Below are 12372 nucleotides of genomic sequence, written 5' to 3' on the forward strand. Positions count from 1 at the left end.
CGGAGCCCGGCCCGGGCACTGCCCACACAGACGGGGCCGGGCGAGGAATCCTCACCCGGCCCTTCGCCCCTCTTGCGGATCAGTTGAACAGGTTGCCGATCGCGCCGCCGACGCCGTCGCCACCGCCGTTGGGGGTGGCGACCACATTCTCGCAAGGCTGCACCACCACGTGGCCCTGGCCGCGGAAGGCCATCTGCAGCATCTCGCCGGTGCCGCCGCGCACCATCGACTTCAGACCGCCGGTGTCCATCTTGATGTCCATCTGCACGCCGCCGGTCCACATCACCACGGCCTGCGCGTCGGCAAAGGTGGGGGCCTGGGAGACGTCCAGCGCCACCGGCTCACCCTTGGTGGTGATCGCCACGAAGCCGGTGCCCTGCAGCACCACATTGAACAGGCCGCCGGTCATCATGGCCCCGCGGGCCTGGATCCGGTGGACGTCCCACTGGATCGACTGGCTGAAGCCCAGGATGTTGCCGCCGTTCACGCTGATGGTGTCGTTCTCCAGGTAGATCACCTGAATCTCGGAGGCCTCGTCGGCCAGGAAGAGCTCGCCGTTGCCGACGCACTCCATCAGCGGGACGCCCTCACCGGTCGCGGCCTGCTTCAGCAGCTTGCCCAGACCGCCCGAGCCCTTGTTGGTGAAGTTGATCTGGCCCTGGTAGGCCACCATCGAGCCGGTGCGCGCCCAGACCGGCCCAAAGCCCATGTTCACCTTGAGCAGCTTCTTGTTCTGCAGGCTGAACTGGTGCTCGGAGTTCTTCTCGGCGTAGTCGTTGAACAGGGGTCCGTACAGGGGCATGGCGTCACCTTCGTCGTCGATTCCTGCCACGAGGGTAGGGGATGCCCGGACCACGCCGAGCCTCATTCACCGGTTCGTTCCCCAGCATTCGCCAGGGCGTCGGCTGGCGTGGCTGTCGCCGGTTTCCGAGAACTGACCTCCAGAATCGCCCTCGATGCGCGCCTCGCCGCCCACGCCCGTTCTCGGGGTGCGATCTGGAGGTGGATTCTCGGAAAGCAGTACTGCCGTCTACTCAAAGGGTGTGCCACAAACTGCATCCTGATCCTGACCCAATGCCATATGTGCACCGGGTGGCAATCTCGATGCGGTTTGTGGCGCAGACCGAGTGGGTAGACCAGACTTCTGGCAGGCTGCCGTCATGGGATTCACCGCTGCCGAGTTGCAGCGCTTCGCCGGGCGGGCGGTGCCCGACCTGCTGCCCGATCCGCTGCGGCTGCTGGTCTGCGGGATCAACCCGTCGCTGTGGACGGCGGCCACCGGGGCCCATTTCGCGCGGCCCGGCAACCGCTTCTATCCGGCGCTGGCAAGGGCGGGGATCATCTCCCACCCCTTCGACGCCGCCGACGGCTACCGACCGGAAGACCTGGCCGAACTGCACCGGCTGGGGATCGGCAACACCAATCTGGTGGCCCGGGCCACCGCGCGGGCCGACGAACTGAGCCGCGACGAACTCCGGGCCGGCGCCACCAGGCTGGCATCCCTGGTGGCCGAACACCACCCGGCAGTGGTCGCGGTGCTGGGCGTCACCGCCTTCCGGCAGGCCTTCGCCCAGCCGAAGGCCCAGCTGGGCGAGCAGCCGCAAGACCTGGCCGGCGCCCGGCTCTTCGTGCTGCCGAACCCGTCGGGCCTGAACGCCCACGAGACGATCGACAGCCTGGCCGCCCAGTACGCCGAGGCCGCTCGGGCGGCAGGTCTGCCGTGATCTCCCGGCCCCGGGCCAGCCGGTTCGAAGGAGAATCGGCCGGGGTGCAACGAAAGGCGGCTCCCGCGCGTGGTGAAGGTGTGACAGTCTTCCCCGTACTCCCGGACACCCGTCCGAGTTTCGACGACTGGCTGGCACTGCGCGGATCGAGCCTGCTCTCCTTCGCCTGGATGGTCACCCGCCACCAGGAGGATGCCAAGGACGCGCTGCAGGATGCCCTTGCCGGGCTCTATCCACGGTGGCACCGCTTCGAGGATGTCGATGCGGCGGAGGCCTACCTCAAGCGCAGCATCGTGAATGCGTCGGTGAGCAACTGGCGCAAGACCGGCAAGCGGTTGGTGCCGGTGGCCGATCCGGGGCTGCTGCAACCGTCGGTGCCGGACTTTGCCGACGCGGTGGACGAGGCCGACCTGGCCTGGCAGCTGTGCGAGCATCTGCCCGTCCAGCAACGCGCCGCGGTGGTGCTGCGTTTCCGGGAGGACTACTCCTTTGCGGACATTGCCCGCACGCTGGAGATTCCGGAGGCCACCGCGCGCTCCCATGTGCACCGCGCGCTCGCGCGGCTGCGTACCCTGCTCAAGGCCCAGGAAGGAGGCGACGAGAGATGAACGACTGGCAGGATGACGACTTCGGTCGGGAGGAAGACCTCTTCCGGCAGGCACTGGCCCGGCATGCCAAGGACCTGGCCGACGAACCCGTCGCCTACGAGGGCCCGCGCGAGCGGCGACGGGTCTCAACCCCGGCCCGCTGGCTGGCCGTCGCGGCGACCGTCAGCTTGATTGGGGGGTCCGGCTATTGGTACCTGACCAGGCAGAATGTCGCGATGCCCGGACCCTCGGCGTCCAGCGCGATCCCGTCGATGCCCACGGCGTCACCCTCGGCGAGCAGGAGCACGGCCAGCAACACACCCTCCCCGAGCACCGGCAAGAGCCCGTCCCAGCGGCCCAGTGTCACGGTTCCCACCCACGTGCCGAGTGCGACACCGTCGACCACGGCATCCGGCCCGACCACGACCGCCCCCAGCCCGGCATCGAGCTCGACACCCACCGCCAGCATGACGCCCAGCGCCAGTGCAGTGCCCTCCCGGGGCACGGCCGCCCCGTCCACCGGCCCCACTGGCCCCACTGGTCCGAAGGCGCCAACCACCACCGCGACCGCCGCCGCGCCGTCGGCCACGCCCAGCGAGACCGAACTGGGCGACTACAACCCCAATGATCCGACGCCCGCCCCGGCGGACCGGATCGGGATCGGCACGCCGGTCACCTTCGCCGGCTGGGGCCCCTATGTGCTGGGCGCCTCCCAGACGGAACTGACCAGGCGCAAGCTGGTCGTCCCCGAGACCGAGCTGTGCGAGGGCTCGGTGGGTGCGATCACCGCGCACAAGACCGTCGGCCTGCATGCCACCGACTTCGGCGGTTCCGGCCTGTACAGCCTGGTGATCTCCAACCCGATGGTGAAGACGGACAAGGGTGCCGGGGCGGGGATGACCATGGCGCAGGTGGCCAAGCTGTACGGCGGCCAGTTTGCCTACGAGCCCAAGGCGTCGGAGTACGGCAAGCCGATCACCATGGCCCGAGCCCGGCAGGGCAACCACGAGATCATCTTCGTCGCGGTGAACTCGCAGCAGGAATACGTCTCCGCGACGCCGAAGTCCATCGTGGACCACCTGGTGGTGCGCAGCTATGCGGACTACCTCCCCTACCAGGACGCCTGCTGAGGGTTGGCGCCAACCCGTCAGCGGGATTCGACGGCGGTCCGGAGCCGCTGCATCCCGTGCTCCAGGATCGCGCTGGTGGTGGCCAGGTTCATCCGGGTGAAGCCGACGCCAGGGGCCCCGAAGGCGGCGCCGGAATTCATCCAGATCTTGCCGCGCTCCTTCAACCACTCGGCCACGTCGCCGTCGATCCCCAGCCCGCGCCAGTCCAACCAGGCGAAGTAGGTGCCGTCGGCGGGGGTGTAGCCCACCTCTGACAGGTTCTCCTCCAGCCAGCCCTTCAGCCGGTGGGAGTTCTGGGAGATCTGGGCGACGGCGCCGTCCAGCCAGTCATCGCAGCTGGTGTAGGCGGCGATGTTGGCCTCGATCCCCAGCGTGGTGGCCCCGTAGATGTGGCCGTGCGGGGCGGTGCGGGCAAAGTGCCGGGCATTCTGCTCCGTGTGCAGGGTGAGGGTGGCGCAGGGCAGCCCGGGCAGGGTGAAGGTCTTGGACGCCGAGGTCACCGTGATGCACCGGCTGGCGGCCAGCTCGCTGGCCTCGCTGAAGGCCAGGTGCGGCACACCGGGCATGGTCAGCGGGGCGTGGATCTCGTCGCTGATCACCCAGGCGTCATGGCGGGCGGCCAGCTCGGCCAGTGCGTGCATCTCGTCGGCGGTGAAGACCTTGCCGACGGGATTGAAGGGCTGGCAGAAGATGATGCTGCGGGCACCGGCGGCGAAGGCGCGCTCGATCCCCGCCAGGTCAAGGGCCCAGCGCTCCGCCACCGTCGCGGCCCGGGGGGCTTCCAGCAGCGGAACCTCCACCAGCTCGCGATCGATCATGCCGGGGATGCTGAGGAAGGGCATGTAGCTGGGCGTGGGCACCACGACGGGTGCCCCGGCTGGCGCAAAGGTCTCGATGGCGAGTTCGACGCCGGCCAGGACGTCACGGATCACCGTGGTCCAGTCCGGGTTGATGGTCATGTTGAGCCGGCGCGACGCGAAGGCGGCGAAGGCCTCCGGCACCCGGCGATCCACCTGGGCGTAGCCAAAGGCCTCATTGGCCACGCAGCGCTGCACCGCCTCCAGGATCGCGGGAGCGGTGGGAAAATCCGCTTCGGCGATCCACATCGGCAGGATGCTGGCGTCGAAGCGGTTCCACTTCTGGCTGCCCCGCGCGCGAAGGGCCTGGGGGGTCAGGGACTCGAAGTCGGTCATGGGTCGATCCTGCCGCACCGCGGCAAACCGACCTGACGCTGACCAGCTGGTAGAACAAACACCGGTGGACGGGAACCATCCACCGTCCGCGGGGCCCTTCCAGCGCCGCACGCAGAACCGCCCGCCCTGCCAAGGCAGGACGGGCGGTTCCGGAAAGGTGGGGTCAGCCGATCACGCGGATGTCGGCGGCCTGGGCGCCCTTGGGGCCCTGGACAACCTCGAACTCAACGCGGTCGTTCTCATTCAGGGTCTTGAAGCCCGAGCCCTGAATGGCGCTGAAGTGCGCGAACACGTCGGCCGAGCCGTCCTCGGGAGCAATGAAGCCGAAGCCCTTTTCGGCGTTGAACCACTTCACGATGCCAGTAGTCATGTCATTCCTGCTTTCTGGTGCTGAACGAACCGACTTTCGGTGCGTTCCTAGCTGTGATGCTTTGTGAACCATCCAGAAAACAGTTTTGGCACGGACTCCCTGCAGGGAGTTCAAGGCCGAAAACCGCTTGTCATGCGAGGTACAGAACTTCAACAACTGACAACCACACTACACGGCGGGAGTGGCACGCCAAATCGGTCTGACCGTGGTTGTTTGCCCAGCTCGGGCAATACCACCCCTACGGGTGGTCTACAGGGGGATTTGAACGTACAAGGCCCGCTGCGGGCAGGTGCGAATCTTCAGGAACGGAGCTCGCTGAGGCGGTGTGACGTCCCTGCCCGCGGGTGGGCCGAGGCGAGGCCGCTCAGGCCAATCTGAGGGTGGCGGTGGTTCTGCAGGGACGTCATCGGAGCCGTGACTACGCTGGCTGCACACCCCGGAAAGCAGTACAGGAGAGCCGATGCCCGAGACCACCGCCACCGCCGGCCCGGCGCTGGGCCCCGTCCTCAGCCCCGCCTCCGGCCCGGACCGCCCGATGGCCTCGATGGCGGGCGTCGGGCTGTGTGAAGGCGCCGTCTGGCACTTCCGGCAACAGCGCGCGGGGGGCGCCACGCGGATCGCCGACGGTTTCCAGGTGCCGCCGGGCAGTTGCTATGAGCTGGCGGTCTTCCCGGATCTGGAGCACGACCCCACCTCCGATGCCTCGCCGGATCCCAACTTCGGCGGCTGCTCGCTGGCCGTCGAGTTCGTCACCGAGGACGGCCTCGTGACCCTGCGTGACCAGCACGAACACCCGATCGACGGCAGTCGCCAGTGCCTGGTTGCCGACAACTGGAACCTGCTGCGACTGAACCTGGAACCGCTGGCCGGCCGGCGGGTGACCGAGGTGCGGTTGGCCTGCCTCGAAGGGCTGGACGGCTCCGGTTGGCTGCAGGTCTTCGGCCCGCGCCCGCTGCCCGTCGAGGAGCCCGACGTGGTGGATCGGGTGCGCACCAGCCGCGGCACGCATTCCGCCTTCTACTATTCCCGCGGCAATGCGCTGCCGTTGACCTGCCTGCCGCAGGGCTTCAACTTCCTGGTGCCGTTGACCGAGAGCCGGGATCGCAACTGGCTCTACGGCTACCACCGCGACGGCGGCCCTCGCCCCCGGCTGCAGGCCCTGGCCTTCAGCCACCAGCCCAGCCCGTGGATCGCCGACCGCTCCGCCTTCCAGATCATGCCGTGGCAGGGCAGCGTCACCGCGTCGCCGAGCCAGCGCGCCCGCGCCTTCAGCCACGACGAGGAGATCGACCGCCCGCACTACTACCGGGTGGATCTGGAGGGTGGCATCCGGGCCGAGATGACCCCCACGTCGCGCGCGGGAGTCTTCAAGTTCAGCTTTGCCGGACCCGGGCGTCGGGGCGTTGTGTTGGACCAGCCCTTCAGCGGCAGCATGACCACCGAGACCCTGCCCGACGGTCGGGTGGCCTTCCGTGCGGCCATCGCCCCGGCCGAGGGCTGGACCGCCGGCCTGCACCGGCCCAGCCCGCCCGCCTATGTCTACGGCGAGACCAGCGTTCCGGCCAGCGTCCACCCCGCCCGGGAACGTCGCAGCCCGCTGGAAGGCCTGAGCATCAAGGGAAAGCGGCTGGACAAGAGCTGGTTCGGCAAGCTCACCATCCCGCTGCCCCGGCCCCAGGCCGCGATCCTGGAGGCCGAGGCCGCGGTCTTCGAGGTGCGCGCCGCGATGAGCTTCATCGGTGTCGAGCAGGCCAAGCGCAACTTGGAGATGGAGGTCGGGGGAGCCAGCTTCGACGAGATCGCGGGCCGCGCCCAGGCCACCTGGCGGGAACTGCTGAACCGGTTGGAGATCGACGGCGGCACCCTGGATCAGCGGATCACCGCTTGGAGCAACCTGGCCTGCCTCTATTCCTGGCCCAATGACCACCACGAGAACATCGGCTCGGCCGAGGAGCCGCGCTGGGCCTATGCGTCGCCCTTCCGCCCCGCCGGCCAGCACAGCCCGGAGCGGACCGGCTGCCAGGTCGTCGACGGCCAGTTGGGCGTGAACAACGGCTACTGGGACACCTTCCGAACCTGCTGGCCGCTGTACTCGCTGCTCACGCCGGACAAGGCCCCCGAACTGCTCTCCGGCATCCTGCAGCAGTACCGCGGCGGGGGCTGGATGGCGCGCTGGTCGGCCCCCGGCTACGTCGACTGCATGCCCGGCACCAGCTCCGACGCGATCTTCGCCGACGCCTCGCTGCAGGGCACCCTGAGCCTGCACGACCAGGACGAGCTGACCGCCTATGACTCGGCCTTGCGCAATGCCACCGGGCCGTCGGACTCGCTGCTGACCGGCCGCAAGGGGATCGGCAAGGGGCGCTTCGTGGGCTGGATTGACACCGACACGGAGGAGGGGCTGGCCTGGACCATGGACAATGCCTCCTGCGACGCCGCGATCTCGCTCTGGTCCGGACGCCTGGCCGCCCGCGCCCGGGCGGAACTGGACGGGGCCCGTTACGGGGCCCCGACAGGCTCGGCCGCCGTGGTTGCGTCGGTGCCCAACGACACCACGATCCCCGAGCAGAACCCCGCCACGGCCCCCGAGCTTGTCGAGGGGCACCCCCTTGCCTCCCGGTTGGCGGAATTCGAGGCCAATGAGGCCTGGTTTGCCAATCGCGGGCTGGCGCACGCCCAGATGTTCGACGAGCGGATCGGCTTCTACCAGGGTCGCAAGCCCGACGGGAGTTTCCGCGTCGAGCCGGAGCATTTCGACCCGACCCACTGGGGCCATGACTACACCGAGACCAATGCCTGGGGCCAGGCCTTCCACGCCCCGCACGACGGCGCGCTGCTGGCGTCGCTGCTGGGCGGGGAGCAGGCGCTGGGCGCCAAGCTGGACGAGATGCTGGCCACCCCGGCGGTCACCCGCCCGTCGATGTGGGGCAGCTACACCTACAACACGCAGGAGATGAACGAGGCGCAGGCCGACGGGATCGGGCAGCTGGCGATCAGCAACCAGCCGGCGCACCACATCCCCTTCATGTACCTCTTTGCCGGACAGCCACACAAGACGCAGTGGCTCACCCGGGAGCTGCTGGACAAGAAGTTCGTCGGCTCGGAGATCGGCCAGGGCTACCCGGGCGACGAGGACAATGGCGAGATGAGCGGCTACTGGCTGTTGTTGGCAATGGGTCTCTACCCGCTCTTCGTCGGCGGGGGAGAGCTGGCGATCACGGCACCGTTGTTTGCCAAGCTGGCCTGGAATCGTGCCGACGGCACCCGATTGGAGATCCGCGCCACCGGGATCGAGCACCGCTACATCCAGAGCCTGCGGGTCAACGGCGAGCTGTGGAATGCGGTCACCATCCCCGCCGAACTGGTCCGCGGCGACGCGCTGCTGGAATTCGTGCTGGGCCCCGAGCCGACCAGCTGGGGCGCCGGCACCCGGCCATGGAGCGCGTCCACGGCCACCGGGCAGCCCCGGCGCTGGCAACCCGACCGCACCCCCGAGGCCCACTATGCCGGGCCTCGCTGCTCGGTGGACGACCGCGGTGAAGCCATCGCGGACTTGGCCGGGGGCGACGTGCTGGAGTTCACCTGGGATGCGGAGTTCACCCCGCTCTATGCCACGCTGACCAGCCCGGATGCTGCGGCTCCGGCGCTACGCGTCGAGACCCGGCGCGATGGTCAGTGGACGGATGTGGGGATTGCCACCCGCGCCACTCGGCATCCCGACCAGACCGCGGCCTATCTGCTGGGTGACAGCCCGGTCGACGGTTTCCGGCTGGTCGCCACGGGGCCCTGCCGCCTCAGCCAGGTGGAGGTCTACTGACGCGTCATCCAGTGGTACCCGACGTAGGTGCTAAGGTACCTTCATGGCGATCAACATCAAGAACGAGCGCGTGATCGAATTGGCCCAGCAGGCGTCCCGCTTGACAGGGAACACCCAGACGGGGGTGATCGAGCAAGCCCTGCGCGAGCTGATCTCTCGCGAACAACGGGCTTCCCCAACCACCCGGATGAATCTTGTCTGGCAGACGCTGGAGATTGTTGATGCTCGGCTTGGGCAGGCGGAGCGTGACGCGATGCAACGCGCCATGGATGAGATGTACGACGAGGAGGGGCTGCCGGCATGATCATCGATACCTCGGCACTCATTGCCGTCCTGCGGGGTGAACCGGAACGGCGTCACTTTCTGGAACTGATGGATCGGGCGGAGCGGTTATGGATTGGCGCTCCCACGCTGGTGGAGCTGGGGATGGTGGTCGACGGCATCCACGATCCTGTCGTCACCAGGGCTCTCGACACGTTGTTGGACCAGCTCGGGGTTGAGGTACTCCCTTTTGACGCGGCTCAGGCGCGAGTTGCCCGGGAGGCCTTCCGGGATTTTGGGAAGGGGTCCGGACACCCTGCCCAGTTGAACTTCGGTGACTGCCTCACCTATGCCGCGGCGAAGGCGTCGGGCGAGCCCCTGCTCTACAAGGGAAATGACTTCCCGCACACTGACCTGCGAACCGTCAACGACTGATGCGGGCACGGGGCGGGGGGGGGGGGGGGGGGGGGGGGGGGGGGGGGGGGGGTGGGGGGGGGGGGGGGGGGGGGGGGGGGGGGGGGGGGGGATGGGTTGTCCCGGGAACCCGTGTGTTTCCTGTTTCCGATTCCGTCAGCGGAGATTGCTTCAGGCGATGGTCACCGGGATGCTGACCGTCGTGTCGGAGCCGGCGGCCTTCAGGGTCAGTACGGCGGCGCCCTTGGCAATCGACGCGGGCACAGTCACCGTGATGGTGGCCTTGCCGTCGGTCACGGACGCGGTGCCCACCGGAACGTCGCCAATGCTGGCGGTCAGCGACGTGTTGGCCACGGCCCCGGTGGAGCGCATGTCCAGGGTGTCCAGCTGGAAGGCACCCTGCGGTGCACCGACGGTGAAGCTGGTCGCCTGACCGGCGGTCAGCGTGGTCGGGGTCGGGCTCACCGAGACGGCACCGCGGGCGAAGCTGGGCGAGACGGTCTTCTGCGCGGTCAGCCACTCCACCCAGGCGGCCAGATCGCTGGCGCCGGTGTCGCGGGTGTTCTGACCCTGCGCCAGCACGCGGAAGTTGTCGCCGCCGGTGATCAGGAAGTTGCCGGAGCCGACGGTGTACAGCTTGGCCGCGTCGATCGGCTTGCCGTTGACCGCGATCGAGGTGATCCGGTCACCGGCGGGGCGGGACTCGTCATAGGTGTAGGTCACGTTCTTGGAGAGCCCGAGTTGCAGGTACGGCCGGCTGGGGGTGCTGCCGTCGGCATTGGTCTGCCACTGCTGCTCCAGCATGGTCTTGACCTGGGCGCCGGTGATCTGGGTGGTCATCAGCGTATTGGCGAAGGGCAGGATGGCCGCGGCGTTGGCATAGCTGATCTCGCCGGCCGGCAGGTCGGCGCGGGTGCCACCGGGGTTCTGCACGCCGATGAAGTCCTGGTCTCCCTTGCTCAGGGTGTCGTAGAACATCTGCGCCACCATGTTGCTCATCGAGCTCTCGACGGCGCGGTTGTCCGGGCTGCCGTCGGCCTTCAGACCGCGCGAGACGGCACCGGTGGAGGTGGCGATCACCCGGGAGCCGATGATCTTGGCCTGGGCCAGGGCGTCGGTGGTGATCTGCTGCACCGCGGCAACCCGCGGGTAGGCCGCCACCAGGGCGGGCACCTCGCTGCTGGGCTTGACCTTCAGGTTCTCGGCCTCCGAGGAGCAGACGGTTCCACGCAGGCCTGGATCCTTCACCGCACCCTTGCCCTTGCCCTTGTTGTTTCCGGGACGCATCGGCTGGGTGTTGTCCAGGGTGAGCTGAACCTGCCCGACAGCCGCACCGTAGCTGCCGGACTCGATCACCGGGCGGGTCTTTTCCGTGCCGGGGACGGGGGCCTGCCAGGCGTAGCTCTGGTGGGTGTGGGCGGTCAGGATCGCGGCGACCTTGGGTGAGGTCTCGTTGACGATGCTGGCGAAGGGCTTGCTGGCCAGCGCGTCGCTCAGCGTCTTGGGCTCGCTGACCGCGGCACCCTCGTGGTAGCTGGCCACCACGACGTCGGCCTCACCATTGGCCGCATCGCCATCGGTCAGCGCCTCGGTCTGGGCATTGACCGCGGCCACCGGATCACCCAGGTCAACGGTCTTGAAGACCTCGGTGCCCACCAGGCTCTTCAAGTCTCCGGTCACGGCACCGACGACGGCAATCTTCAGCCCGTCGCGTTCCACGATGGTGTAGGGCTTCACCGCCGGGGTGGTGGTGCCCTTCTGGTACAGATTGGCGGCCAGGTAGGGGAAGTTCGCGCGGGTCTGGATCCGGCCGGCGAAATCGGCCCAGCCGCGGTCGAACTCGTGGTTGCCGGCCGCGGAGGCATCCAGATCCATCGCATTCAGCACGTCCAGCGTCGGATTGTCGTCCTGCACCGCCGACGGGAAGAGCGAGGCGCCAACATTGTCGCCGGAGCTGATCACCAGCGAGTTCTGCTCGCCGGCCGCCTGCCGGGCGGCCTCGACGGTGCCGAAGAAGGCCACCGTGTCCGGGCTGGAGGTGGCGAGTCGACCGTGGAAGTCATTGAAGGCCAGCAGCGTCAGCTTGCTGGTCTCCTGCTGGCACGCCACCGCCTGGTTGGGCTTCGGCTTGGGGCCGGGCTTGCCAGCGTCGGCGGCACCGGCACCGCCGGCGACGAGGGCGAGCGTGGCAAGTGAGGTGACGGCGGCACGCGCCAGACCGGACTTGATCATGGGTACTCCTTGGTGGGGGATCACGAGGATCACGGGTGGTGCACCGGCCGCGAGCAGGGGCGACCCAAAGACATCGTGAATTGTCCGCGCGGTGCATCCCCGAGCCCGGTTGGGCGCATGCACCAATCAGCTTTGTGCCATCGCCGCGCGACGCGCAAGAGGCTGACGCCATGTTTGCGAAGAGTTCATCGCGCGGGCCACCTACCTGTGGGTACCCGAAAGGCCGCTCGCGTCTGGCCCACATGGTGCGGACCAGCGGTTACCCTCGCATCATGGCTGTCACCTTGGAAGAAGTCGACTCCGTGCGGTTTCGGATGAGCCGTCGCCCCGGCGAGGGCTACGAGCCCAGCGCCGTCGACGACTTCCTCGACCAGGTGCGGCAGCGGATGTCCGACGGCCAGTCGATCGCGGACCTGGTGCACGCCGTCCGCTTCCCGATCGCGCGCAACGGGTACAACGCGCACGACGTCGATGAATTCCTGGATCGGCTGGAGGGGCATCACAATCCGGACGGGCACGGAGCCGCCGAGCCGGCCACGGACACCTCCCCGTCGAGCAGCCTGACGTCGACCACCCCCATGATCGAACCGCTGCCCGAGGAGCCCGGCTTGTTCGGCAAGCTCTTCGGCCGACGCTGAACGGCC

The 12372-nt window shown here is 68.5% G+C and carries 11 protein-coding genes; 7 read left to right on the forward strand and 4 right to left on the reverse strand.

Translation table 11 applies throughout. The features are described 5' to 3' along the window. Positions 1-79: 79 nt before the first annotated feature. A complete protein-coding gene (locus AAEX57_RS00550; protein ID WP_342097728.1) occupies positions 80-802 on the reverse strand; it encodes an AIM24 family protein in 723 nt (240 codons plus the stop codon). A 358-nt stretch (positions 803-1160) separates the two neighbouring features. Between AAEX57_RS00550 and AAEX57_RS00555 the strand changes: the two genes are divergently transcribed. The 3 genes from AAEX57_RS00555 (at position 1161) to AAEX57_RS00565 (ending at position 3441) form a co-directional block, all read left to right on the forward strand. After that, complete coding sequence (locus tag AAEX57_RS00555) at positions 1161-1724, forward strand: mismatch-specific DNA-glycosylase (protein WP_342090283.1); 564 nt, start codon at positions 1161-1163, stop codon at positions 1722-1724. A gap of 80 nt (positions 1725-1804) precedes the next feature. Beyond that, positions 1805-2332, forward strand: coding sequence for a SigE family RNA polymerase sigma factor (locus tag AAEX57_RS00560; RefSeq protein WP_342090284.1), 528 nt, complete (start codon positions 1805-1807; stop codon positions 2330-2332). After that, a complete protein-coding gene (locus AAEX57_RS00565; RefSeq protein WP_342090285.1) occupies positions 2329-3441 on the forward strand; it encodes a hypothetical protein in 1113 nt (370 codons plus the stop codon). The genes AAEX57_RS00560 and AAEX57_RS00565 overlap by 4 nt, the downstream gene beginning before the upstream one ends. Positions 3442-3458: 17 nt before the next feature. Here the strand turns inward: AAEX57_RS00565 and AAEX57_RS00570 are convergent, their stop codons facing one another. Beyond that, on the reverse strand, positions 3459-4634 hold the full coding sequence (locus AAEX57_RS00570; protein WP_342090286.1) for a MalY/PatB family protein: 1176 nt from the start codon (positions 4632-4634) through the stop codon (positions 3459-3461). 163 nt (positions 4635-4797) lie between these two features. After that, positions 4798-5004 (reverse strand): cold-shock protein, encoded by a 207-nt coding sequence (locus AAEX57_RS00575; RefSeq protein ID WP_342090287.1) that lies wholly within the window; start codon positions 5002-5004, stop codon positions 4798-4800. A 460-nt stretch (positions 5005-5464) separates the two neighbouring features. On the opposite strand from AAEX57_RS00575, the gene AAEX57_RS00580 reads away from it, so the two are divergent. Genes AAEX57_RS00580 through AAEX57_RS00590 form a run of 3 tightly spaced genes read left to right on the forward strand, consistent with a single transcriptional unit; the run spans position 5465 to position 9517 of the window. Beyond that, on the forward strand, positions 5465-8821 hold the full coding sequence (locus tag AAEX57_RS00580; protein WP_342090288.1) for a GH92 family glycosyl hydrolase: 3357 nt from the start codon (positions 5465-5467) through the stop codon (positions 8819-8821). Positions 8822-8864: 43 nt separating this feature from the next. Further along, positions 8865-9125 (forward strand): type II toxin-antitoxin system VapB family antitoxin, encoded by a 261-nt coding sequence (locus tag AAEX57_RS00585; RefSeq protein WP_342090289.1) that lies wholly within the window; start codon positions 8865-8867, stop codon positions 9123-9125. After that, entirely contained in the window at positions 9122-9517 is a 396-nt protein-coding gene (locus tag AAEX57_RS00590; RefSeq protein ID WP_342090290.1) for a type II toxin-antitoxin system VapC family toxin, read from the forward strand. The genes AAEX57_RS00585 and AAEX57_RS00590 overlap by 4 nt, the downstream gene beginning before the upstream one ends. Before the next feature lie 150 nt (positions 9518-9667). Here AAEX57_RS00590 and AAEX57_RS00595 read toward each other — a convergent pair whose 3' ends face one another. Then, positions 9668-11728, reverse strand: coding sequence for a bifunctional metallophosphatase/5'-nucleotidase (locus AAEX57_RS00595; protein WP_342090291.1), 2061 nt, complete (start codon positions 11726-11728; stop codon positions 9668-9670). A 272-nt stretch (positions 11729-12000) separates the two neighbouring features. Between AAEX57_RS00595 and AAEX57_RS00605 the strand changes: the two genes are divergently transcribed. Beyond that, a complete protein-coding gene (locus tag AAEX57_RS00605; RefSeq protein WP_446721042.1) occupies positions 12001-12366 on the forward strand; it encodes a DivIVA domain-containing protein in 366 nt (121 codons plus the stop codon). The last annotated feature ends 6 nt before the right edge of the window (positions 12367-12372 follow it).

It is taken from the genome of Luteococcus sp. H91 (assembly GCF_038433135.1).
Lineage (GTDB): Bacteria > Actinomycetota > Actinomycetes > Propionibacteriales > Propionibacteriaceae > Luteococcus.